The sequence below is a fragment of the Acinetobacter sp. ANC 3903 genome, from assembly GCF_002135315.1.
In the GTDB taxonomy this organism is placed as follows: Bacteria; Pseudomonadota; Gammaproteobacteria; order Pseudomonadales; family Moraxellaceae; genus Acinetobacter.
The window spans coordinates 187,679-211,606 of sequence record NZ_NEGA01000003.1 but is presented as its reverse complement, the minus strand read 5'-3'; the positions used below and the strand labels follow the sequence as shown (position 1 = coordinate 211,606).

The 23,928-nt window shown below is 43.0% G+C and carries 18 protein-coding genes and 2 pseudogenes; 9 read left to right on the top strand and 11 right to left on the bottom strand.

Annotated features, from left to right (window positions below; translation table 11 throughout):
* The 4 genes and pseudogenes from B9T29_RS03510 to B9T29_RS03495 all read right to left on the bottom strand — a co-directional run.
* Nucleotides 1–557: pseudogene (locus B9T29_RS03510) on the bottom strand (hypothetical protein); the annotation flags it as partial.
* Between the two features lie 10 nt (nucleotides 558–567).
* Nucleotides 568–747, bottom strand: coding sequence for a hypothetical protein (locus B9T29_RS03505; RefSeq protein ID WP_086174591.1), 180 nt, complete (start codon nucleotides 745–747; stop codon nucleotides 568–570).
* A gap of 338 nt (nucleotides 748–1,085) precedes the next feature.
* Nucleotides 1,086–1,274 carry a hypothetical protein gene (locus tag B9T29_RS03500; RefSeq protein WP_228146551.1) on the bottom strand — a complete coding sequence of 63 codons (189 nt, stop codon included), beginning with the start codon at nucleotides 1,272–1,274 and terminating at the stop codon, nucleotides 1,086–1,088.
* A gap of 243 nt (nucleotides 1,275–1,517) precedes the next feature.
* Entirely contained in the window at nucleotides 1,518–1,733 is a 216-nt protein-coding gene (locus B9T29_RS03495) for a glycine zipper domain-containing protein (RefSeq protein ID WP_086174589.1), read from the bottom strand.
* A 241-nt stretch (nucleotides 1,734–1,974) separates the two neighbouring features.
* On the opposite strand from B9T29_RS03495, the gene B9T29_RS03490 reads away from it, so the two are divergent.
* Nucleotides 1,975–2,175, top strand: a complete 201-nt coding sequence (locus B9T29_RS03490; RefSeq protein ID WP_086174588.1) for a dodecin family protein — start codon at nucleotides 1,975–1,977, stop codon at nucleotides 2,173–2,175.
* A gap of 79 nt (nucleotides 2,176–2,254) precedes the next feature.
* Here B9T29_RS03490 and B9T29_RS03485 read toward each other — a convergent pair whose 3' ends face one another.
* Entirely contained in the window at nucleotides 2,255–2,956 is a 702-nt protein-coding gene (locus B9T29_RS03485) for a DsbA family oxidoreductase (protein WP_086174587.1), read from the bottom strand.
* Nucleotides 2,957–3,200: 244 nt separating this feature from the next.
* On the opposite strand from B9T29_RS03485, the gene B9T29_RS03480 reads away from it, so the two are divergent.
* Together B9T29_RS03480 and B9T29_RS03475 are read left to right on the top strand one after the other, a co-directional pair.
* Entirely contained in the window at nucleotides 3,201–4,460 is a 1,260-nt protein-coding gene (locus tag B9T29_RS03480; RefSeq protein ID WP_086174586.1) for an OmpP1/FadL family transporter, read from the top strand.
* Nucleotides 4,461–4,690: 230 nt separating this feature from the next.
* Nucleotides 4,691–5,440, top strand: a pseudogene (locus tag B9T29_RS03475) (hypothetical protein).
* Nucleotides 5,441–5,544: 104 nt separating this feature from the next.
* Here B9T29_RS03475 and B9T29_RS03470 read toward each other — a convergent pair.
* The 3 genes from B9T29_RS03470 to ompR form a co-directional block, all read right to left on the bottom strand.
* On the bottom strand, nucleotides 5,545–7,062 hold the full coding sequence (locus B9T29_RS03470; protein ID WP_086174585.1) for an acetyl-CoA hydrolase/transferase family protein: 1,518 nt from the start codon (nucleotides 7,060–7,062) through the stop codon (nucleotides 5,545–5,547).
* Between the two features lie 205 nt (nucleotides 7,063–7,267).
* On the bottom strand, nucleotides 7,268–8,728 hold the full coding sequence (locus B9T29_RS03465; protein ID WP_086174584.1) for an ATP-binding protein: 1,461 nt from the start codon (nucleotides 8,726–8,728) through the stop codon (nucleotides 7,268–7,270).
* A 283-nt stretch (nucleotides 8,729–9,011) separates the two neighbouring features.
* The gene (gene ompR, locus B9T29_RS03460; protein ID WP_086174583.1) at nucleotides 9,012–9,776 is read right to left on the bottom strand and encodes a two-component system response regulator OmpR; all 765 of its coding nucleotides are present in this window, start codon (nucleotides 9,774–9,776) and stop codon (nucleotides 9,012–9,014) included.
* A 335-nt stretch (nucleotides 9,777–10,111) separates the two neighbouring features.
* On the opposite strand from ompR, the gene B9T29_RS03455 reads away from it, so the two are divergent.
* Entirely contained in the window at nucleotides 10,112–12,472 is a 2,361-nt protein-coding gene (locus B9T29_RS03455; RefSeq protein ID WP_086174582.1) for a Tex family protein, read from the top strand.
* Between the two features lie 50 nt (nucleotides 12,473–12,522).
* Here B9T29_RS03455 and B9T29_RS03450 read toward each other — a convergent pair whose 3' ends face one another.
* The 3 genes from B9T29_RS03450 to B9T29_RS03440 form a co-directional block, all read right to left on the bottom strand.
* On the bottom strand, nucleotides 12,523–12,840 hold the full coding sequence (locus B9T29_RS03450; RefSeq protein WP_086174581.1) for a hypothetical protein: 318 nt from the start codon (nucleotides 12,838–12,840) through the stop codon (nucleotides 12,523–12,525).
* Nucleotides 12,841–12,919: 79 nt separating this feature from the next.
* Nucleotides 12,920–13,807 carry an SDR family NAD(P)-dependent oxidoreductase gene (locus tag B9T29_RS03445; protein WP_086174580.1) on the bottom strand — a complete coding sequence of 296 codons (888 nt, stop codon included), beginning with the start codon at nucleotides 13,805–13,807 and terminating at the stop codon, nucleotides 12,920–12,922.
* A gap of 307 nt (nucleotides 13,808–14,114) precedes the next feature.
* Nucleotides 14,115–15,392 (bottom strand): O-acetylhomoserine aminocarboxypropyltransferase/cysteine synthase family protein, encoded by a 1,278-nt coding sequence (locus B9T29_RS03440; protein WP_086174579.1) that lies wholly within the window; start codon nucleotides 15,390–15,392, stop codon nucleotides 14,115–14,117.
* Nucleotides 15,393–15,714: 322 nt separating this feature from the next.
* Between B9T29_RS03440 and ettA the strand changes: the two genes are divergently transcribed.
* From ettA to B9T29_RS03415, 5 genes are all read left to right on the top strand, one after another.
* Nucleotides 15,715–17,376: an energy-dependent translational throttle protein EttA gene (ettA, locus tag B9T29_RS03435; protein ID WP_086174578.1), complete on the top strand. Its 1,662-nt coding sequence runs from the start codon at nucleotides 15,715–15,717 to the stop codon at nucleotides 17,374–17,376.
* A gap of 139 nt (nucleotides 17,377–17,515) precedes the next feature.
* Nucleotides 17,516–17,941, top strand: coding sequence for a cation efflux protein, CzcI-like (locus tag B9T29_RS03430; RefSeq protein WP_171263963.1), 426 nt, complete (start codon nucleotides 17,516–17,518; stop codon nucleotides 17,939–17,941).
* A gap of 58 nt (nucleotides 17,942–17,999) precedes the next feature.
* The gene (locus tag B9T29_RS03425) at nucleotides 18,000–19,364 is read left to right on the top strand and encodes a TolC family protein (RefSeq protein WP_086174577.1); all 1,365 of its coding nucleotides are present in this window, start codon (nucleotides 18,000–18,002) and stop codon (nucleotides 19,362–19,364) included.
* A gap of 1 nt (nucleotide 19,365) precedes the next feature.
* Entirely contained in the window at nucleotides 19,366–20,625 is a 1,260-nt protein-coding gene (locus B9T29_RS03420; protein ID WP_086174576.1) for an efflux RND transporter periplasmic adaptor subunit, read from the top strand.
* The gene (locus tag B9T29_RS03415) at nucleotides 20,615–23,794 is read left to right on the top strand and encodes an efflux RND transporter permease subunit (RefSeq protein WP_086174575.1); all 3,180 of its coding nucleotides are present in this window, start codon (nucleotides 20,615–20,617) and stop codon (nucleotides 23,792–23,794) included. Before B9T29_RS03420 ends, B9T29_RS03415 begins: the two co-directional genes overlap by 11 nt.
* Nucleotides 23,795–23,928: the final 134 nt, after the last annotated feature.

Sequence of the window (23,928 nt, the reverse complement as noted above, 5' to 3'; positions counted from 1 at the left end):
GTCTCGGTCTCGGTCTCGGTCTCGGTCTCGGTCTCGGTCTCGGTCTCGGTTAAAGCCTTGGCTATCTGTTGCGCAACAAAACTCTGAATTTGCTTGAGTTCATGATCGGTTTTTAGGCAGCGATAGCTCTGCTGTTGTTCCAGCATCCAATGATAAGTGTCATCCAGATTTCCCCATTCGCTGATTAAGGCGGTACGGTTTGCTGCGGGAATTAACCAGATTTGCCAACCTTGGTGTGGGTCATACAAAATCGCCCAACCAAAATCCGGATGCAGATAAAGGGCTTTTTCTAGCGCACTATCTTGCTGAAATACCCCACGAAAAGAGAGCTGAAACAAGGTTTGAGCAGCAAAATCTTTGGCTGCTTTTTCAGGCTGGATGTGTGATTTAAATTTTAAGATCTGTTTTTTAAAAATGGGTTCATCGCATAAAGCAAAGATTTCTTTTACCCGTGCTTTTGATCGGGCAATTTCAAAAAAAGATAAGGAACGTTGCTCCAATCCATCGAGGAGTTGATTTAATTCTTTAATCAGCTTGGCTTTTTCCAATACATTCATGCGCTGACCTCTAGAGATGCTTTTGTGCTTTTTCTAGATAACTTGCCAATACGATATTGATCGCAAGTTCAAGTAATTTATATTCTGCAGACGTGGGCTGAGGGTAATGCTCAGCAAGCACGACCAACTTGTCGATGTTGATCATTTGCGGAGGAATCTTCCCTTGAATCAGCGCTTGAAGTTCTTGCATATGAACACTTTTGATAGAGTGAGTTATTTGTTTAATTGTTTTGATTATATGTATTTAGCAAGAAAAAGCATGAAAAAAATTGTCAGTTTTTGAGCATTTATAGACATAATTTGCAAAAAATGTAAATTTTAAATAAAAAACAAGCAACTTTTTTTGGCGAGGTCGACACAAATCCTGCAATAAGTTTGTAGTTGTTGAATGGTTTTGAAAAGAAAGGGATGAAATTGCGACAAAGAAGAAATTTTGTCTGAATAAAAGCTGAAAAATAAGCTGCTGATTAATGGACATAAAAAAACCAGACGGAGATTACGCAGTCTGGTTTTTATTTGTAGCGCTGGTTAAGCAGCTTTTTTAGATCCAGTTACACTGTGCTCGACAGCATCAGTAGCAGGTGCTTTTTGTTCAGTATTCACTGTTTCAACCGCTTTTTTAACAGGGAAATCTGGAATATAAACAATTTGAGCAGATAGATGGGCAGAGCAAGCCACAACAGCTACAGCCAAAAACGATTTAATCACGTTCATCATTTTTTTCCTTTAGATGCAAGGATGTCTGGAACATTAAAAAAATAAACCAGGCAAGGAGATAGGTAAAAATAAACTTCACATGAATAATATCAATAAATGATCAAATTAAGTAAGGGTTTGAGGGCTAAAAAAGATGAATGGCGAGTTTAAAAAATTATATATATCATATATTTAGAGTCTTTACTCTAAGGCAGATCGCCCTTTAGCAATCTGCCTTAAATCTTTTAAAAATATAAATAAATTCTACATTTTATGGCATGAATTCTGGCATTTCTTCTCATACACCTTGCCAGCTACACCTCCAATAATGGCCCCGCTGAAAGTGCCAAAAACAGGTAATACGCTACCAGCAACTGCGCCAATCAGTGCTCCTGTTACTGTCGGGGAAAAACGGGATTTTGCACATGGACGTTGTTCAGGGGTAGCATCAACAGCAGCATTTTGTGTTTCAGTGTTCATATTTACCTCTATAAATTTCATGATTTGGAACCGAGATATTCCGCATACTAGCCTAGCGAATTGCACTTTTTATTGTGTCCAAGCCTTGTATAGATAAGTTGTCTTTTGTAAGAAGCGTGCAGCAAAAACAGATAATGTGACCTGGATGTAAGTTTTTGCGCTGTAATGTTAAAACTTACTTTTTTATTTAAAAAATGTCCTATGATCTGGACTCAAAATAATAAAACCTGAGGTGAAAACAATGGCTATCGCAAAAGTGGTTGAGGTTAATTCAAGCAGTAATAAAAGTTTTGAAGATGCTATTCAAACTGGAATCGAGAAAGTCACCGAAACAGTTAAAAATGTGCAAGGTGCATGGATTAATGAACAAAAGGTGGTGATTAAGGATAAAAAAATTACAGAATATCGGGTGAATTTAAAAATTAGTTTCTTGGTTGATTGAATAGATAAATAAATCTTAAGATAAAAAAATCCCCACTATCTGGGGATTTTCATTTGCTTGCTCTGCCTAAGACTTAAGCTTATTTTTCTGGCAGGTCACAGTTATCTTCTTTACAGACTGCCGTATCTTCAGCTGGTATATTGGCTTGTTGAGGAGCTTGCTGTGCTTTTTCCATCACCTGTAAAAACACTTCACGTGGCTGTGCACCCGCTAGCGCGATACGTTGATCAAAAACAAAGAATGGTACACCGGTCACTTTGAGTTGATCACGAGCCACATCTTCATCAAATTTGACAAAATCTGCAAATTCGTCTGAATTGAGCAGATCATCCACTTCAACCGGATTTAAGCCAATTCGTGCAGCAACGTCTTCAATCGTTTCACGTTCACCAATCGGTAATCCTTGAGTCATATAGCTGTAAAAAAAGGCTTCTTTGGCTTCCGATCCCAAACCTTTGCTTTGGGCTAAATGAATAATGCGGTGGGCATTGAAAGTATTACCCGAGTTGGCATTTTCCCAGTTGAACTGAATTCCTTCTTCGGCTGCCATGGCAGCAATATTACGCTGCATTTCTTCAACTTCGGCCAGGGTGCGGCCATATTTTTGTGCGAGACGCTCAGAGTTGGATACTTCCTGACGAACGGGTGCTTCCGGATCAAGCTCATAGCTATGCCAATGCACTTCAAGTTCCACACCTGCTTGTTCAGCAGCAGCTTCCAGACGTTTTTTACCAATATAACAAAATGGACAAACCACATCTGACCAAATATCTACACGCATGAGAGTTCTCTTATCTTTTCTTGCTTGTATTGATGGGGGTAGAGATTAAAATTTAAAGCATCTAAAAATGAAAAATGAGGACTTTATCCAATGACATAAAAATATAGGTCTAAAGACAAAGTGAAACTTTAAGCATTGTAATGATTATGAAAATATCAAATAAGCATTTCCAATTTAATTAGATTACAAGAATAACAATAAATAATATTCTTAAAAATATATTATTATTTTATTAATTGTTAATATGAATACTCCAACTTCTATCCGTTTATTAACTGCTTTATTGCCGCTGATCAGTACTCCTGTATTTGCAACGACTGGATACTTTATGCATGGTTATGGCATTAAGGCTCAGGGCAATGCCGGGACCTCGATTGCACATTTTCAAGATGCATTGACCATTGCGAATAACCCGGCAGGGTTGAGCTGGATAGGCTCGAGAATCGATATTGGTGCAACAATTTTTGCACCTGATCGCTCATCAGAAATAGTCGGGAATGCTGTACCGGGTGCCAATGGTCATTATGATGGCAATGGTCGCAAGTATTTCGTACTGCCTGAATTTGCCTATAACCATCAAGTGAATGATCAAGTTAATTTGGGGATTGCTATTTATGGCAATGGCGGTATGAATACCAGCTATAAGCAAAATCCATTTGCTGCATTTGGGAATCAAGGCAGTGCGGGGGTGGATTTGTCACAGATCTTTATTTCTCCTGCTGTCTCTTGGCACTATGCAAAAAATCAATCGATTGGTGTTGCAACCAACATCTTGTATCAACGTTTTGAAGCAAAAGGTATTAGCGGCTTTGCGGGTTTTTCTGTTGATGGCGATAAGCTCAGTAATAAGGGTAAAGACTCCGCTACAGGCGTGGGCGTGCGTGTGGGTTGGGCCGGGAAGTTTTTGGATGAGCGTTTAACTCTAGGTGTAAATTATGCATCTAAAATTGATGCAGACCGCTTTGATCAATACAGTGGCTTATTTGCAGAACAAGGTGATTTTGATGTACCTGAAAGTTACGGTATTGGTGCAGCCTATCAGCTGACAGCAAAGTTGAATGTGGCTGCAGATGTGGAACGTATTAACTATTCAGATGTAGGTTCGGTTGGACATGCGATTAACCCGCTGTTCCAAGGGCATGCCTTTGGTTCTGATCAAGGTCCGGGCTTTGGCTGGAATGACATTAACGTGTATAAAGTTGCAGCAAGCTATCAGGTGCATCCAAAATTAACATTACGTGCCGGGTATAGCCATAACGATCAGCCAATTTCGGCAGATCAAACCTTCTTGAATATCTTGGCACCCGGGGTTGTACAAGATCATCTGAGCGTAGGCACAACATGGAATGTAGATGCTCATCAAGAGCTCAGCATTGCATATACCCATGCTTTAGAAAAAGAAGTAAAGGGTAACCAGTCCATTCCTGCAAGCTTTGGTGGTGGTGAAGCGAATTTGACAATGAGTCAGAACATTTTAGGCTTGGCTTATGGTTATAAGTTCTAACTTCTAGATTTTAAAAGGCGTAATATAAAGCTCTTTAAAGCCCTTTTCATAGGGCTTTTTTTAGGCCTGTAGTTTAATCTTCAATAAGCCATTTTCCTAAACAAGGCACATGGACTCGGTTTTAACTCATTTGCTGTCCTGCATACTTTGTGTGCTTATCGTTTAATAAATGAACGATTTAAGCCTGAATCAAGTTATGATGGAAAAAAGGCGGTATAGAGGAGTCTGGTATGCCCAGAATTTTTCTCATCTTGGCATTGGCAACATGCAGTGTATTTGGCTGGATGTTTTATCAATATTAGGTCCAGCAAAAAGAACTCAGCCAACTGCACAGCTACCAGACGGTATTGTATGAAAAAGCTGAACTGATTTATCAGCAGGCGCAAGACTGGTCCAAGCCAATCAATATCCAAGTTTCAGATCCGCGTTTACAGGGCGATTATAAGGTGATGGCAGACTTCGTCCTGAGCCAGATGATTCAGAATGCTGAAGCCAGAAATAAATATTTGCGTGATCTTAAAGCGATTCATTGGGATCAATTTTTAAATATTGACCGTTTGGATCAGGATCGGAAACACAAGTTTGCAGAAACAGAGCAGATGCTACGGCAAGCCTATCTTCTGGCTGCACAGTATCAACAGCAAAGTCAGCAACGCGAAGATAATACCTTGGCTCGAGCCAAACAGTTGTCAATCAAGGCACATCTGCGTTATCAATTAATTAATAGCTTGCGCGACAGTCGTGATAATGATCAAAGCCATGCCTTATTTGCTTTGGAACAGCAAGTACTCAATAAGGCCGATGCTTTATTTCAGGTTTTAAAAAATAATAAATGGGAGAAAAAGAACAAGACCTTTATGTTTTATCAGGATCAACCGCTAAAACAATTTAATGCCTTGTATCAGGAAATTTTACAGTTAAACGCAGAAATGGAAAAAATTAAAAAGCAAAACCGTCAGGCGGTTGAGCAGCGCTTATAGTCTTTAAGTTTTTATCGTGGTTGGCTGGCTCAGTTTGATAAGCTGCCTATAAAATAAAAAAGCGTACCGGAGTACGCTTTTTTTAATGCAATGTAGCAGCGTGATTAAGCGCTTTTAGCTTCTGCTGAAGTAGCCAACATGTGACCGGTTTCTTCAAAGTTAGAATGCCAAGATAAAGCTTCACGAAGCAAGTGTGGAGTATGACCACCTTTGGCACATGCACGATCGAAGTAATCATTTAATGCACCACGGTACATCGGGTGTGCACAGTTGTCGATAATCGCACGCGCACGTTCACGTGGAGCAAGACCACGTAAGTCAGCAAGACCCTGTTCAGTGACCAGGATGTCTACGTCGTGTTCAGCATGGTCTACGTGAGATGCGAACGGAACGATAGAAGAAATATCGCCACCTTTTGCAATCGATTTAGTCACGAAGATTGCCAAGTGTGCATTACGTGCGAAGTCACCTGAACCACCAATACCGTTCATCATTTTAGTACCGCAAACGTGAGTTGAGTTTACGTTACCGTAAATATCAAACTCGAGTGCAGTATTGATACCGATAATACCTAGACGGCGAACCAATTCAGGGTGGTTCGAAATTTCCTGTGGACGAAGCACAAGTTTGTCTTTGTATGCTTCCAGGTTGTTAAATACTTTTTCGCCATATTTAGCAGAAAGGGTAATAGATGAACCTGAAGCAAATTTCATTTTGCCTGCATCAATCAATTCAAAAGTACAGTCTTGAAGTACTTCAGAGTACATCACCAAGTCTTCGAAGTTTGAATCTTTCAGACCCGTCAATACAGCGTTGGCAATTGAACCAATACCTGCTTGTAATGGGCCAAGGTTAGATGGAAGACGGCCTTCAGCCACTTCTTTTTCAAAGAATGCGATCAAGTGGTTCGCAATACCTTGAGTTTCATCATCTGGCTCAGTCACAGTTGATGGTGAGTCATGATATTCGCCATTAAATACAATACCTACAATCTTGGACGGATCAATATTGATCGCATGTGTACCAATACGCTCATCAACCTTGGTCAAAGGAATTGGCTGACGGGTTGGACGATACGTTGGAATGTAGATGTCGTGTAAGCCTTCAAAAGCAGGGCTTAAGTTGGTGTTGATTTCTACAATCACTTTTTCAGCAAAGATTGCAAAGCTTGCAGAGTTACCTACAGAAGTCGTTGGGATGATGCCACCATCTTCAGTGATTGCAACAGCTTCAATCACCGCTACATCAGGTTTTTTTAACTGAAGATTACGCATTTGCTCAACCGTTTCAGACAAATGCTGATCGATGAACATCACTTCGCCTTTGTTAATGGCTTTACGTAAAGTATTATCTACTTGGAACGGTAAACGACGAGCAAGTACACCAGCTTCAGTTAATTGTTTATCTAGGTCGTTACCCAGGCTTGCACCTGTGATTAAAGTAATTTTTAAAGGATTACTTTGAGCTTGTTTTACAAGCGCTAAAGGTACAGCTTTTGCTTCACCTGCACGAGTAAATCCACTCATACCTACAGTCATACCATCTTGGATAAAAGTAGCAGCTTGTTCTGCGCTCATGACTTTGTCATGAAGTGACGCTAAACGAATACGATCTAAAGACATGGTTTACGCTCAATTCTTGTTCAAAACTAGACGGATTGTACCGTCCAAAAAACAAATTGTGCATGCCTGTTAGGCTAAGGTCTAATTTTTTGAAAAAATGTGGGTATAACGATTTTTTATGGTTTTTAATCTATTGATTTTTAGTAGTTAAAAACCAATAGATTAATAGCTGAGCAAAACTGTTTGTTGATTAATTAACCAAACCTTAAAAATGCCCAGTGATTGTTTGTTTAATTTTTCCTAAGGCGCCTTGCGGGATATTTTCCTCAACCTCATCATGTAGTAGAGGTAAAGAAATAAGTGCTTCTAAACCACCCTGAGGACGATTATGGATTGTGAGCTTGCCTTGATGAAGATCAACAATGCGTTTCACGATGGCCAAACCTAAACCACTGCCTTGTATGGTACGGGCTTCATTACCGCGCACAAAAGGTTGCATTAAATCTTCAATTTGGTCTTCAGGAATGCCTTTGCCATGGTCGGCAACCCGAATCAGTAGATGATGATTTTCTACTTGGGCGGATAATTCGATTGGTTCGGCACCATAGCGTTTTGAGTTGTTAATGAGATTGCCAATCAGGCGTTTTAAAGACTGGCTACGTGCCTGAATGGTCGGCACCTCTTGTGCTTCAAAACGTACATCCAGAGGTTTGAACTGAATCACTAATTCTTGTAACAGCATATTAATGTCAGTGTCCTGGAGTTCTTCATCGGAGCCATCGCGCATGTAGGAGATAAACTGGTTCAGAATGGCATCCATATCTTCAACATCATAAATGAAGCCTTCTTTCAGAAAGTCATCATCGGGCATCATTTCTGCACTTAAACGGATGCGGGTGAGGGGAGTACGCAAGTCGTGAGAAATCCCTGCCAACATGATACGGCGGTCGCGTTCAGTCTGATCTAGGGTATAAATCATATGATTGAAAGCCCGGTTCACTTCACGAATTTCTTGTGGCCCATGATTGGTTTCAAGATAGGGCGCCGAGCCGGTTTTACTGTAGCTGTTAGCCGCATTTTGTAAACGGCGCAAGGGCCGGTTGAGCTGGCGAACTAGGGTTAAAATGATGGCAGCGGCAATCAGTGGCACACCAAATAACCAGCCATAGACCAGTTCAGGACTATAGTTGGCATAGGTTTTTAAGGGTTCACGTACCCAATGTCCGTTCATTTCCGGGGTTTGAATCCAAATACGCGGACTGGGTTTAAACTGGAAATAGACCGTGACATTTTCAATTTTTAGTTCTTTCGCCAGTTTTTTTTCTATCTGATTGGTAAAAAACTCGGCAATCACCTTGTCCTTTACATTGGGATATTCTTTGGGGTTGGTGACATATTCAATCCCAACCCGGTTTTTTAGCCAGGTGTCGACATCCACTTCGGCATCATTATGAAAAATCCGTAACTCAGGATTATTCAGAATTTCCAGTTCGACCCCTAAATAGCGGGCATGCTGTTGAATTTCAGGAAGGTAAAGGGTACGCCAGAAGAACCACAACGACATAAATAAACTGAAAAATACAATGAATAACACGAGCACAGTGGTACGCATTGCAGCTGAACGGGGCTTGATTTTGTCGAGAAAGCGATTCCATGAGGTTCGCTTCTTTTCAGAATAAGCTTCGTAATCAGTAAATTTTTGCGGGTCGATGGGTTCGAGTTTCACACTGTGTCCTAGAGCCAAATTTAAAGTGTATTTACAATAAACTGAATTCCGATACGCGCTCAGGTCATCCGCAACTGTTTGAGGCAGGAAGTGTTTAATATTTAAAGTTTCTGCGATTTTATTGTTTAATTAATTGCAGAAATTTACCGAGTTTTGCGGATGATAATGGTTTTGCTTACTTTTGCCGAAACAAAAGTAAGGCGAACCGCAGGTTAATATATGCTTTAAAAGCTTAATGAAAAGACTTTGCTGTGTATGTTTATGCAGCCCTTTCGGTTGTGAATTATTCTGCACCATCTGGAACAAAGACATAACCTACGCCCCAAACCGTTTGAATATAGCGCGCACGGGCAGGGTTTTCTTCAACCAGACGACGTAAACGAGACACCTGAACATCAATCGAGCGTTCCATTGCCCCCCATTCACGACCGCGTGCCAAATTCATCAATTTGTCACGGGTTAAAGGTTCACGTGGATGTTGCACTAAAGCTTTCAGTACCGCGAACTCACCTGTGGTCAGCGTTACCACTTGACCTTCACGGGTCAGGGTGCGGGTAGATAAATCCAGTGACCATGGACCAAAGCTGACCACTTCCATTTGCTGGCTTGGTGCACCTGGAACTTCACGTACCTGACGACGTAGCACGGCACGAATACGCGCCAGCAGTTCATTGGGGTTAAAAGGCTTAGGCAAGTAATCGTCGGCACCCGCTTCTAGCCCGGCAATACGGTCAGAATCGCTACCACGTGCAGTCAGCATGATAATCGGTGTATCAATATTCGATTGGCGTAAACGACGGCAAATACTTAAGCCATCTTCAACCGGAAGCATAAAATCGAGCACGATCAGGGAGAAAAGTTCGCGCTGCAATAAACGATCCATTTGCGTTGCATCGTGAGCGGTTTTGACCACGAAGCCTTTATCTTCTAGAAAACGCTGTAACAACGTACGTAAACGCACATCGTCATCTACAACGAGAATGCGTTCGACGCGATCAGTTTCAGTTTGTACTGGATCTGTTTTTTCAGCAGGTACCACTAAACTCATGATGTGCTCCTTATTCTTTATTGTCATCGTAAACAAAAGTTCGGATAGCCTTGAGTATACGATTCATTTGTATCTGTTTGCTATGCTCTAAAGCAACAAATATTGCAGATAAAATCAAGACATAGATACCAAATGTATACATCTAAATTATCGTTCATCTTGCTGAATATGTAGAGTAAAAATCTACTTGTCACTTAATTTTGTGAGAAATTCTGAAAAAGACATCAATTGGCAATATGAACCACTTATAAATTTAATCAAAACAATTGTGGATTTTATGGGCTTGGTCTTTATAATCATGCCATTTAGTACTTATCCTTGTGGGATCAAACACGATGACTGACTTAGTTCAGCAGTTAGCAAAAGAAATTGCCGTACGTCCAAATCAAGTAGAAGCTGCCATCAAGCTGATTGATGAAGGTGCCAGCGTTCCATTTATCGCACGTTACCGTAAAGAAGTAACGCAAGGCTTGGACGATACCCAGTTACGCCAACTCGACAACCGTTTATCGTATTTACGTGATTTATTTGAACGCCGTGAAAAAGTAATCGAATCTCTGAAAGAACAAAATAAATTGTCAGATGATTTGTTGGCACGTGTAAATGCTGCTGAAACCAAGAATGCTTTAGAAGAGATTTATGCGCCGTACCGTCCAAAACGTACCAGCAAATCTTTTAAAGCCAAAGAAGCAGGTTTGGGACCAATTGCTGAAAAAATCTTTAGCGAACAAGTTGATCCAGCAGAAGCTTTAGCTGGCTTTAGCCATGAAGATTATCCAGATTTAGAAAGTCAGCTCGATGCGATCCAGCATATTCTGCTTGATGACTGGGCACAAAACATTGCTTTAACCACTGAATTAAAAGCGGCATTTGCTAAAACAGCAGTTTTAAAAAGCGCAGTTGCAAGTGATGAGAAAAAAGAAGTCGGCAAAAAATTCCGTGATTACTTCGATTTTTCAGAAAACTTCAATAAGGTGCCTTCACATCGCTTGCTTGCAATGCTTCGCGGCCGTCAAGAAAATGTCTTGGGCTTAAAAGTGGATGGTGAAGATGCTGCACCCCTTGCGCGTATTGAAACTGAATACAATCTGGAAACAGTACAACCGCAAGCACGTCAAGACTACTTGAAACAAACTGCAAAACTGTTCTGGTTAGGCAAGATTCGTCCACAAATCGAACATTCATTGTTGACTGAAAAACGTCTTGCTGCTGAAGCTGAAGCAATGGACGTATTTGCAGAAAACTTACGTCATTTATTGCTTTCTGCTCCTGCAGGCGCGCGTTGCACCTTAGGTGTAGATCCAGGCATCCGTACTGGTGTGAAACTGGCAGTGGTAAACCAGTCAGGTGATGTGGTTGCGCATAGCACCATTTACCCGTTTGCACCCAAAGAAGATAAAGAAGGCTCAATTGCTGAACTTGCACGTCTGTGCCGTGAATTCAATGTTGACCTGATTGCGATTGGTAATGGTACTGCAAGCCGTGAAACTGAAGCAGTTGTAGCTGAAATGATGGCTCAAAATGCTGATTTGAATTTGACGCGTGTTTCAGTGAGTGAAGCTGGCGCATCGGTTTATTCAGCTTCTGAACTGGCTTCGCAAGAGCTTCCTGAATTAGACGTTACCATTCGTGGCGCAGTTTCAATTGCACGCCGTTTACAAGATCCACTAGCAGAACTTGTGAAAATTGATCCGAAATCAATTGGTGTAGGTCAGTACCAACACGATGTGAACCAAGCGGGCTTGGCAAAAACCCTTGAAGCAGTAGTGGAAGACTGTGTGAACTCGGTCGGTGTGGATGTCAATACTGCATCTTCAGCGATTTTGGGTTATATCGCAGGTTTAAATAAATCAATTGCACAACAGATTGTCGATTTCCGTAAAGAAAATGGACGTTTTGATAACCGTCAAAGCCTGAAAAAAGTGCCGCGTTTAGGCGAACGTACTTTTGAGCAGGCAGCAGGTTTCTTGCGTATTCAAGAGGGTTCTGAACCACTGGATGCATCTGCGGTTCACCCTGAATCTTATGCTTTGGTCAGCAAAATTGTTGCAGCAAAAGCCACTACGGTAAAAGACATTATCGGCAATTCTGAAATCATCCGCCAAGTGAATGCAGAAGAATTTGCAGATGAGCAATTCGGTTTGCCAACCATTCAAGATGTATTGTCTGAACTTGAAAAACCGGGTCGTGACCCACGTCCGGAATTCCGTACTGCCAAATTCCGTGAAGACATTACTGAAGTGTCACAATTGACTGAAGGCATGCAGCTGGAAGGCGTGATTACCAATGTCACCAACTTCGGTGCATTCGTGGATGTAGGCGTACACCAAGACGGTTTAGTGCATATTTCTGAATTGGCGAACGAGTTTGTATCCGATCCGCACAAAGTAGTAAAACCGGGTCAGATCGTGCAAGTTCGTGTGCTCACTGTCGATGCTGAACGTAACCGTGTGAACTTGTCGATGCGTCCTGAAGGTTCTGAAGCTCCAGCTAAAGCGCCACGTCAGCCACGCCGTGACAATGCTCAGAATGAACAACGTGCTGAGCGTAAGCCACAAGCCAAACGTCCACAGCATGCACGTCCGCAAGGCGAACGACCACAAGGGAAGAAGCCTCAATCGGCTAAACCGCAAGAAAATAAAATTGGTGGTTTGGGTGCATTGTTATTACAAGCCGGGATTAAAGGTTCGAAGTAATCTTTAATTGCTAAAAAAACCTCCCCATCGGGAGGTTTTTTATTTACTTTTTATGAATTAATGATTGGCACAATCCAGCTACAGATAATCAGAATAATACCCAAATGACCCAACTTACGCGTGATTTTTTCTATCCTTGAAACCTGAACAGCAGGCTGCTGAGAAGCGTTTTTCATTTTTAGCGATGCCAGAGACTTATTGAAATGCAGGAACACGCCTAAATCGATACAAATTAAAATAGTACCGATATCGCTGACGATATCCATCAATTTATAATCTTGCAGGTATAGAGAAGTACCGACTTGATAGCAAAGAAAAAGAGCAAAAGCAAAACAGCCATATTGCAATATGAGAGCAGCAATCCGCATAAAAATCTAAAAGCAAAAATGATGGGTGTTTATAGCATAAAAAAGCCAGTCTAGTGACTGGCTTTTTTATTGCACAATCTTACCAATGTTCACCCGGGAACAGGCGTGCATACGCTTTTTGTACCCAGTTTAATTTCTGTGGCTGACCTACCGAAGCGGAAGAACTCGGGAACAGGTTATAACCAATCGACATCAATTTATTATTGATGTCTGGCGCAATCGAATAGGTAATTGATGCCAAACGACCTAAGTTGGTTGCCACTTTTTTCGGACGCTTCACAATTGCATAAGCAATTAAATCTGCTGCCTGTTCAGGAGACAGGGTGGGTACATATTTATAGATTTTGGTTGGTGCAATCATTGGGGTACGAACCAATGGCATGTAAACCGAAGTAATCGCAATTTTATGTGAATGAACTTCGGCAGACAGACAGCGGCTGAAAGCATCCAGTGCGGCTTTAGAGGCCACATAAGCGGAAAAGCGTGTCGCATTGGCCAAGACACCAATCGAGCTGATGTTGATGATATGACCATCGCGGCGGATCATCATTTGCGGCAGGATATTCATCACTAAACGCACTGCACCAAAGTAATTCAGCTGCATGGTACGTTCAAAATCATGGAAACGGTCTGTTGATTCATGAACCGCACGACGAATCGAGCGTCCAGCATTGTTGATCAGGATATCAATATGGTCTACAGAGGCTAAAATTTGTTTTGATACTTCATCAATAGAGTCCATGTCGTTTAAATCACATGGGAAAACAGAGGCTTTGCCGCCTTTGGCTTCTATTTCTTCTTTAACTTGATCTAGTGTTTCTTTGGTACGAGCCACCAACAGAACATGTGCACCAGCATCGGCAAGTTTATACGCAGCGGTTAAACCAATACCACTCGATGCACCTGTGATTAAAACAACTTTGCCGTTGACTCGATTCTGAAAGAGTTTCTCTAGTCTTGAATTCACAATATTTTCCTGGTTTCAATAGAATAAAATTTGGATTATTTTTTTAGTTGATTCTAGCGCTCAAAATTTGGGGAAGTTGAGCTATTCTCGAGTCGACTATAATAACGAATGTAAAAAAAAAATCTAGAAATAAGTTATTGAATTTACAAATATAATTAGAGCAATTGCTCTATTATTGTTCTAATATTAATTTAATTTTTACCATGAATTTAAAGCAAAGCAAAGAGAAATAACCAAAAAATTACAAGTAAATAAAAAGCCTTCCTCCGTTCAGAAAGAAGGCCACATTGTCTTGAAATCAAAGGCTTTAAACTTGAGCCAGTGCCTGTTCCAAATCGGCAATTAAATCATCAATATGCTCAATACCGACAGATAAACGTACCATATCAATACTGACCCCGGCCGATTTCAATTCTTCTTCATTGAGCTGGCGGTGAGTGGTGGTGGCAGGATGGCAGGCCAGGCTTTTGGCATCGCCAATATTGACCAAGCGGGTAAAGAGTTGCAGTGCATCAATAAAGCGGGTGCCGCCATCAAGACCATCTTGCACCCCAAAAGACAGGATTGCAGATGGTTTACCTTTCACATATTTTTGTGCCAAGCCATGTTGAGGATGGTCTTTTAAACCTGCATAGTTCACCCAATTTACTTTGGCATGTTGCTGTAAATATTCAGCAACTTTTTGCGCATTTTCAGTATGACGCTCCATGCGGAGGTTAAGCGTTTCCAGACCTTGCAAAATCAGGAATACACTGAGCGGGCTAATGGCAGCACCGGTGTTGCGTAATGGCACCACACGTGCGCGGGCGATATATGCCGCTTCACCCAAAGCTTCGACATAATTAACCCCATGATAACTTGGATCAGGCGTGTTCAATACCTTGAAGCGTTCAGGATATTTGCCCCAAGGGAATTTACCGCTATCGACAATGGCACCGCCAATGGAATTGCCATGTCCGCCGATATATTTTGTCAGTGAATGCACCACAATGTCGGCGCCATATTCGAAAGGCTTAAGCAGAGCAGGAGTGGCCACGGTATTGTCGACAATCACCGGTACGCCGTATTCATGAGCAATGTTTGCAATGGCTTCCAGGTCGATGATATTGCCCAGTGGATTGCCAATCGATTCGACAAACACCAGCTTGGTTTTATCATCAATCAAGTCGCGTAAGCTTTCAGGTTTTTGATAATCAAAGAAACGAACTTCAATGCCCTGCTTCGGTAAGGTATGGGCGAACAGGTTGTATGTACCGCCATAGAGCGTTGAAACCGAGGCAATATTGTCACCTGCTTCAGCAATGGTCTGGATGGAATAGGTAATCGCAGACATGCCGGAGGCTAGGGCTAGGGCGCCAATCCCGCCTTCCAGTGCAGCCAGACGTTGTTCTAAAACAGCGGTGGTGGGATTCATAATCCGGGTATATATATTGCCCTGAACCTTTAAATCGAATAAATCTGCCCCATGTTGGGTATTGTCAAAAGCATAAGAAGTCGTTTGATAAATGGGTACAGCTACAGCTTTTGTTGTCGGTTCCGGGCTATATCCGGCATGAATGGCAAGTGTTTCGTCTTTATAAGTCATGTTTACGTCATCTTTGTGAGTTAATTGTTTCGGTTGGTTATTTAATTAGTCTATCATCTGTGAATATGAATAAAAGTGCATATTGTAGAAAAGAATATCTAATTTTCTTATATACGGATTTTATTCAGTCAGATTTGAATACAACCTAGTGTCTATGATTATGTTTAAAAAACCAACACGCCATTAGTTGTAACATTCTATTGAAGATGCATGCTATGCCTTATTTTTTTTGTACATTCATCGTATAATGCCGGCCAAATATTTGTTCGTATTCTGCTTTGGCTAGAGTGCGAATGTTGCTTTTTCTATAGAGGAGTCCTACGTGGCCCAATATATTTACACGATGAACCGTGTGTCGAAGATGGTTCCGCCTAAGCGCGAAATCTTAAAAGACATCTCTTTATCATTCTTTCCAGGCGCAAAAATTGGTGTGCTTGGTTTAAACGGTGCAGGTAAATCTACCTTGCTTCGTATTATGGCTGGCGTAGATAAAGATTTCTCAGGTGAAGCACGTGCTCAACCGGGTATTAAAATCGGCTATCTTGAGCAAGAACCACCACTTGATCCAGATAAAGACGTCCGTGGCAACATTGAAGATGGTTTACGTGAACCACTAGATGCCTTGGCACGTTTGGATGAAGTTTTTGCTGAATATGCAGCTGAAGATGCAGACTTTGATGCCCTTGCAAAAGAGCAGGAAAAGCTGGAAGCAATTATCCATTCTTGGGATGCGCATAACCTCAGCAACCAGATGGATCAAGCTGCTGCTGCGTTAAACTTACCAGCTTGGGATGCGGACGTAAGCTTGCTTTCAGGTGGTGAACGCCGTCGTGTCGCACTTTGCCGTTTGCTATTGTCTAAACCGGACATGTTGCTTCTTGATGAACCGACCAACCATTTGGATGCAGAATCTGTATCTTGGTTGGAACGTTTCTTGAAAGACTTTGCCGGTACCATTGTTGCGATTACGCATGACCGTTATTTCCTGGATAACGTTGCAGAATGGATTCTAGAGCTTGACCGCGGTATGGGTATTCCTTACCAGGGTAACTATTCTTCTTGGCTTGAGCAGAAAAATGCCCGTTTAGAGCAAGAGAACAAGCAAGAAGAATCTTTTGCCAAGGCATTGAAAAAAGAACTTGAATGGGTTCGTTCAAATGCAAAAGGTCAGCAAAAGAAAAACAAAGCGCGTATGGAGCGTTTTGAAGAACTTAACTCACGCGAATTCCAGCAGCGTAATGAAACCTCTGAAATCTACATTCCACCTGGTCCACGTCTGGGCAACAAGGTGGTTGAAGTTGAAGGGATCAGCAAATCATTTGATGGTCGTCTGCTGTATAAAGACTTAACCTTCACGGTACCTCCAACAGCGATTGTCGGTATTGTCGGTCCTAACGGTGCGGGTAAAACCACATTGTTCCGTATGATGACTGGCGAACAGCAGCCAGATACCGGTACAGTAACCTTAGGTGAGTCAGTTAAAGTGGCTTACGTAGGGCAGATTCGTGACACCTTAGATAACAACAAAACCGTTTGGGAAGAAGTTTCTGGCGGTTTAGATATCTTAAAAATCGGTGATTACGAAATTGCATCTCGTGCCTATATCGGTCGCTTTAACTTTAAAGGTCAAGATCAGCAAAAACGTGTCGGCGAATTGTCAGGTGGTGAGCGTAACCGTTTACAACTTGCGAAAATCCTGCAAATGGGTGCAAACGTAATCTTGCTGGATGAGCCATCGAACGACTTGGATATCGAAACCTTACGTGCGCTTGAGGATGCAATTCTTGTATTCCCGGGTACTGTGATGGTGGTGTCGCATGACCGTTGGTTCCTGGACCGTATTGCAACGCACATCTTGTCATTTGAAAATGAACAGCCTGAATTCTATGAAGGTAACTATGCGGAATATGAAGCATATCGCCAGTCACGTTTAGGTGATGCTGCTGTACAAAAACGTACTAAATACAAAAAAATCGGTGGTTAATCTCTGATTTGATGTATTCAAAAAACCAGCCTTCGGGCTGGTTTTTTATGCATTACAAAAAATATCATGCTGAATGATGCGATGTAATTTTATTACCTCTGGATAGATTGCTATAGTCCATTTAAATTTTAAATGATGTATGTCTGCTTTGAAGCGTTCAGGTGTTTTCATTACTGTCTTGCTCAGTTTGTTCATGTTCCAGAGTTTATGGAACGTGGCGGCGGCATTTTGTGTGCATGAAAAGCTGAACAGGAGCGACATTCAAAATATTCAGCCCCATTTTGGTCATCATCTTGCATCACATGCTGAAAATCAGGCTATTCATTCAAAGACTGCATCGCATTCTGATCGCTTTTTCTCTTCGGATTTTCTGAATAATATTCAGGATGATCACAGTGATCATTTGCCATCATTTGCCCAGTTTATGGTTGTAGATGTTCCTCTGGATACGCAGTTACCGCCATTTACCGTTTATTCTGCGACTCAATATACCGACTGGAACAACTGGTATCAGTCACCGCATTTATATCTGCTCAATCCACCGCCCGTACCGACCCCGCTATAAGGTGGGGTAGCCGAAAACATGGCCCACCACTCATTATTGAATTAAGTGGGGCATCACTATGTCTAAATATTTAAGTCTTTCATCAAGAAAGCAACATTCTGCATTTCGGCTGTCGCTTATGGGCACGCTGTTGATGGGGATGTTTTCATCTGCTGTTTATGCGGCTTCAGGGCAGGCTCAGCTGACTTTGCAGCAAGCAATTCAGCAAACCCGGCAGTATCAGCAGTCGCAGGAGCTATGGCAAACCCGGCAGCAGATTGCTGTAGCAAATATCAAACAGTCCAGACTCTGGGTAAATCCAGCGTTGTCTGTAGCGCAAAAGGGCTTTGCCTCAGATCAGGAAAAAGAACTTTCCATTGCCATCTCTCAGCCCCTGGATGTTTTTGGTCAGCGTAAGGCCAATCAGCAATTGGCCCGGATTACACAAGCACAGACCGATTTAAAACAGAAAATTTATCAGGCCCAGCTTGAACTGGCCGTCAAATATCTGTGGTCGCAACTGGCTATTTTTGAGCTGGAACACAATGTGGTTCAGGAACAGCTACAGGTCAGTAACGAGAACCTGAATGCCATTCAAAAGCGTTATCAGGTGGGCAGTGTGGCACAGGTTGATGTAGACCGTGCCCGGCTAAGCCATGCAGAAAATGTCCGTTTATATCGACAGTCAGATTTACAGTTACAGGTTGCGACTCAGCAATTATCGAATCTTTGGGGAGAAGCGGATAAATCCATTCGTATCGGTTTGTCGCCGCAGTCCTTATGGCCCTCTTCTACGCATCAGCAAGTTCAGCAGTATCTGGCTGAAAATCTGTTTGAAAAATCCCGCCAGTTACAGCTGTTGGAAGCCAAAGCGACGGTTGACCAGCTCAAGGCATCCGCTCGGCCCAATCCCACCGTCAATGTAGGGATGAACCGAACCCAATCTCCTGAAACATCCACAGAAAATGCGGTGGTTGTGGGTGTGTCCATTCCTTTGAATATTTTTAACCGTCAGCAATATGGGGTACAGATTGTCCAGGCCAAGCAGAATTTATTGGCGAAACAGCAGCAATTCTATTTAAGACAAAATGCCTTGCAGATCGGAAGCCTGTTGACTGAATTACAGGGCCTGGAAGTGCAATTTAAGGCGGTGGATCAATCTCAGATTCCACTTGCGACACAGGTGCAACATAAAACATTAATCGGTTTTAGTGCCGGGAAATTTGCAGTGACCGATGTACAGCAGGCAACTTTGCAATTGCAGGAAGTGCGCATGCGTAAGGTGCAGTTGCTGAAAGAGGGGTGGCAACGTGCGGTAGAGGCAGAAAGTTTAAGTCTGGGTATTGAGCCAGGCCAGGTCATGGCAAAGGATGCCATTGCGCAGATCAATCAAAATTTATGGCAAGACACACAGGCTTTACCAGTGATGGGTGGGGGAAATTAACATGTTGAATTTAAAAAATAATGCAAAGCCTCAAAAGGGCAAAGTTTCCCAAAGCCTGTTGATTGTGATCGCCCTTATGCTCACAGCACTGATTGCCTTGGGACTGTTCATTTCAGCAAAAAAACAGCCTGTAAAAGAACAAGGACATGCAGAACAAGGACATGGAGACGAAGGACATGCTGAAGCAGAAGAAAGTCATGCTGAAGGGGGAGAAGAGCATTCGGAAGCGCTAAGCCTGAGTACCAAACAAATGGCCGAACAGGGTGTGCAGCTGGCTAAAGTAGAGATGGGTGCAGTAATTAAATCGAGCTCTTATCCGGCAAAAATCATTGTGAATACAGATCGTCAGGTACATATATCACCTGCTTTCAGTGGTCATGTAGAAGCAGTCCATGTGGAACTGGGGCAGCAGGTAAAAAAAGGGCAGGCTTTAGCCACTTTACTGGTGCCGGATTTGGTCGATCAACAGGCCAATCTGCAAATTGTGCAAACTAATCTGGAACTGGCACGTCAGGACTATGAACGGGAACGTCAGTTGTGGTCACAGGGTATTTCAGCCAAACAGGATTATCAGCGTGCCTACAATGCCTATAAACAGGCACAGATTCAGCTACAGGCAACAAAATCGCGGTTATCTGCTTTGGGTGCAGCCTCTGCTTCAAACGGTCGCTACGTGCTGACTGCACCAATTTCAGGATTGGTGAGTAAAAAAGACCTAGTGTTGGGGGAGAATGTTCAACTTGCCGATCAACTGTTTACCATCGACCAGCTAGATCAGCTATGGCTTGAATTTATTGCCCCAAGCTCTGAATTTGCCGCGATTGCCCCGAATCAGCAGATTGAATTTAAATCGCTGCAAACCGGCAATGTTTTTAAAGCACAGATTTTAAGTCTGAACAGTGAGGCGGATGTACTTACAGGCCGTTTACAGGTACGTGCCAAAGTGCTGTCCAAAGCTTCAGAACTGCGTCCCAACTTGATGGTCAATGTACAATTTCAACAAGCAGGAGCGACCCATGCACTGCGTGTTTTGAAAAGTGCCATACAGAAAATAGACGGCAAAGATGCGGTTTTTGTCGCATCGGAACACCATCAGAAAATCGAGTTTACCGTGCAGCCTGTGCTACTCGGGCAAATCTCGGGAGATGATCAGTGGGTTGAAGTGCAGTCTGGTCTGACTCAAGGGCAGCAATATGCAGCACAGGGTAGCTTTCTGTTGAAATCTGAACTGGAGAAAGGGGAAGCCAGCCATGAGCATTAATGATTCCTCTGCAAACCAATCAGCACCTCATCAACCCAACCCGGACCAGTTGCCCAAGCCGGAAGGGCTGTTTGACCGGCTGATTCAGTTTTCCATCCAAAATGCCATCTGGGTGATGTTGTTTATTGTCGCCTGGATCGGGGTGGGGATTTACGCTTATCAGAGATTGCCGATTGATGCGGTACCTGACATTACCAATACCCAGGTTCAGATTAATACTCAGGCAACAGGCTTTACGGCACTAGAGGTTGAACAACGGATTACTTATCCGATTGAAAACGCGATGGCAGGGCTGCCGAAACTGGAACAAACCCGTTCCATTTCTCGTTATGGTCTATCGCAAGTGACCATTATTTTTAAAGATGGCACCGATATTTATTGGGCCAGACAACAAATTAACCAGCGCTTGCAGGAAGCACAGCCAGAATTGCCAGATGAGATTGCCCCGACCATGTCGCCCGTTTCGACCGGTCTGGGCGAGATTTATCAATGGGTGATTAAGGCTGAACCGAATGCGAAAAATCCGGATGGTAGCGCCTATACCGCTATGGATTTGCGTGAAATTCAGGACTGGATTGTGCGTCCGCAGCTGCAACGTGTCGCAGGTGTGGCAGAGGTCAATTCAATTGGTGGATATAACAAAACCTATGTGGCCACGCCTGATCTGAATCGCCTGCAACAATTGCAGATTCCATTGACCGATTTACAAAATGCTTTAGCGGAAAATAATGAAAACCGTGGTGCCGGCTTTATTGAAAGCAATGGTCAGCAAATGACGGTGCGCGTTCCGGGCACATTGAACAGTATTGAAGACATTCAGAATGTCAGCATTGCCAACAAAAATGGTTTCCCGATTCGGGTAGCCGATGTCGCAATGGTTTCTATCGGGCATGATTTGCGCACCGGGGCTGCCACCTATAATGGTGAGGAAGCGGTACTTGGCATTGCCATGATGATGATGGGTGAAAACAGCCGAACTGTGGCGAAAGCGGTAGATGCCAAAGTGAAAACCATTCAGCAGTCTTTACCCAAAGGGGTGCTGATTGAAACGGTCTATGACCGCACAAACCTAGTGGAACGTGCAATTGCTACGGTACAGAAGAATCTGGTCGAAGGTGCAATTCTGGTCATTGTGATTCTGTTTTTATTTTTAGGCAATTTTCGCGCTGCATTGATCACTGCCTGTGTGATTCCATTGTCGATGCTGTTTACCTTGGCAGGCATGGCGGAGCAGAAAATCAGTGCCAACCTGATGAGCCTGGGAGCACTGGATTTCGGCATCATTGTCGATGGTGCGGTGGTGATTGTTGAAAACTGTATTCGTCGACTGGCCGAGGCTCAACATGCCAAAGGGCGTCTATTGACCAGATCCGAGCGCTTTAACGAAGTCTTTCTTGCCGCCAGACAGGCACGACGTCCACTCATTTTTGGACAATTGATTATCCTTGTGGTGTATTTGCCGATTTTTGCCTTATCCGGTGTGGAAGCCAAACTATTCCATCCGATGGCGATGACCGTAGTTTTAGCCCTGGTCGGCGCAATGATTCTGTCGGTGAGTTTTGTTCCTGCGGCGGTGGCGTTATTTGTGACAGGTGAAGTCAAGGAAACCGAAAGCCGCTGGATGCTGTGGCTGAAACAGAAATATGAAAAGCTGTTAAATAGGGCGTATGACTTTAAATTTTTTGTCGTCACCCTTGCGCTATGTATTCTATTTTTAACAGCTATTTTGGCGACACGGATCGGTAGTGAATTTGCCCCGACTTTAAGTGAAGGGGATTTTGCAGTTCAGCAAATGCGTTCACCCAGTACCGGTCTGGAACAGTCTTTACGTATGCAGGAAAATACTGAAAAGTTGTTGCTGAAAGAATTTCCTGAAATTAAAGCCATCTTTGCCCGTACAGGAACCGCAGAAGTGGCAACCGATGTAATGCCACCGAATATTTCTGATGGGACGGTGTTATTAAAACCGCGTGAGCAATGGAAAAATCCGCAACAGAGCATTGATGAATTGCGTCAGCGCATGATTGCCTTTCTTTCAACCTTGCCGGGCAATAACAGTGAATTTTCACAGCCGATTGAACTGCGTTTTAATGAGTTGATTTCAGGCGTACGGAGTGATGTCGGGGTGAAAATTTTTGGTGATGATATGGAGGTCCTGAATCAGCAAGCCAGCCGTATTGCACAGCAGATTAAAGCCATTTCAGGTGCAACAGCAGTCAATGTAGAGCAAACTTCAGGTTTGCCATTGTTGAATGTGGACGTGAATAAAGCTGCCGCAGCACAGTATGGACTTTCTGTGAAAGCCATTCAGGACTTGGTGGCAACCAGTGTGGGTGGACAGAATGTCGGTCAGATTTTACAGGGGGATCGTCGTTTCGATTTTGTTATCCGTCTGGATGATGCACAACGCACACCTGAACATTTGGCGCTATTGCCGATACAGACACCCAATGGCGGTCTGATTCAGCTTCAGGATGTCGCTAAAGTCGAAAATATCCTCGGGATTAATCAGGTGAGCCGTGAAGATGGCAAACGCCGTGTGGTGGTGACTGCCAATGTAGAAGGACGGGATTTAGGCTCGTTTGTGACGGAGTTGCAAGCCTCACTGGCCAAACAGAAAATGCCTGCAGGTTATTGGCTGGATTATGGTGGGCAGTTTGAAAATCTGAACTCCGCCAAAGTGCGAATGCAGCTGGTGATTCCCTTGGCACTGATGACCATTTTTATCTTGCTGATGGCGGTCTTTCATAATTTTAAGGAAAGTTTGCTGGTGTTTACAGGTGTACCTTTTGCCCTGTGTGGCGGCTTAATTGCCTTGTGGTTACGAGGTATTCCATTGTCAATGTCGGCAGGTGTGGGCTTTATTGCCTTATCTGGCGTGGCGGTTTTAAATGGTCTGGTTATGCTGACCTTTATTAAGGAATTACGTCAGCAACTCGATATTTATCAGGCAACATGGCAGGGAGCCATTCTACGTTTAAGACCGGTGTTGATGACGGCTTGTGTGGCCTCTTTGGGTTTTATTCCGATGGCTTTGGCAACAGGGACGGGGGCTGAAGTTCAGCGTCCGTTGGCAACAGTGGTAATTGGTGGAATTGTGTCATCCACATTACTGACCTTGCTGATTTTACCGGTCATTTATCGCTGGATGAATGATAAAAAAGAGTAAGTTAGCTCAATAGGAAGCTATTTTGAAAGCATTAACTCATGTAACTAATTATTTATATTAAATTTTTTATTAAAGTTTAATAGCACTAAGAATCTTGAGTTTGGCCTACCTTAGGAAAATTCTGCAACTGGTCG

Excerpts from the sequence above, each read along its gene's own strand:
- B9T29_RS03505 (WP_086174591.1), bottom strand. The coding sequence starts at position 747 with ATGCAAGAACTTCAAGCGCTGATTCAAGGGAAGATTCCTCCGCAAATG.
- B9T29_RS03500 (WP_228146551.1), bottom strand. The coding sequence starts at position 1,274 with ATGATGAACGTGATTAAATCGTTTTTGGCTGTAGCTGTTGTGGCTTGC.
- B9T29_RS03495 (WP_086174589.1), bottom strand. The coding sequence starts at position 1,733 with ATGAACACTGAAACACAAAATGCTGCTGTTGATGCTACCCCTGAACAA.
- B9T29_RS03490 (WP_086174588.1), top strand. The coding sequence starts at position 1,975 with ATGGCTATCGCAAAAGTGGTTGAGGTTAATTCAAGCAGTAATAAAAGT.
- B9T29_RS03485 (WP_086174587.1), bottom strand. The coding sequence starts at position 2,956 with ATGCGTGTAGATATTTGGTCAGATGTGGTTTGTCCATTTTGTTATATT.
- B9T29_RS03480 (WP_086174586.1), top strand. The coding sequence starts at position 3,201 with ATGAATACTCCAACTTCTATCCGTTTATTAACTGCTTTATTGCCGCTG.
- B9T29_RS03470 (WP_086174585.1), bottom strand. The coding sequence starts at position 7,062 with ATGTCTTTAGATCGTATTCGTTTAGCGTCACTTCATGACAAAGTCATG.
- ompR (WP_086174583.1), bottom strand. The coding sequence starts at position 9,776 with ATGAGTTTAGTGGTACCTGCTGAAAAAACAGATCCAGTACAAACTGAA.
- B9T29_RS03455 (WP_086174582.1), top strand. The coding sequence starts at position 10,112 with ATGACTGACTTAGTTCAGCAGTTAGCAAAAGAAATTGCCGTACGTCCA.
- B9T29_RS03450 (WP_086174581.1), bottom strand. The coding sequence starts at position 12,840 with ATGCGGATTGCTGCTCTCATATTGCAATATGGCTGTTTTGCTTTTGCT.
- B9T29_RS03440 (WP_086174579.1), bottom strand. The coding sequence starts at position 15,392 with ATGACTTATAAAGACGAAACACTTGCCATTCATGCCGGATATAGCCCG.
- B9T29_RS03430 (WP_171263963.1), top strand. The coding sequence starts at position 17,516 with ATGTCTGCTTTGAAGCGTTCAGGTGTTTTCATTACTGTCTTGCTCAGT.
- B9T29_RS03425 (WP_086174577.1), top strand. The coding sequence starts at position 18,000 with ATGTCTAAATATTTAAGTCTTTCATCAAGAAAGCAACATTCTGCATTT.
- B9T29_RS03420 (WP_086174576.1), top strand. The coding sequence starts at position 19,366 with ATGTTGAATTTAAAAAATAATGCAAAGCCTCAAAAGGGCAAAGTTTCC.
- B9T29_RS03415 (WP_086174575.1), top strand. The coding sequence starts at position 20,615 with ATGAGCATTAATGATTCCTCTGCAAACCAATCAGCACCTCATCAACCC.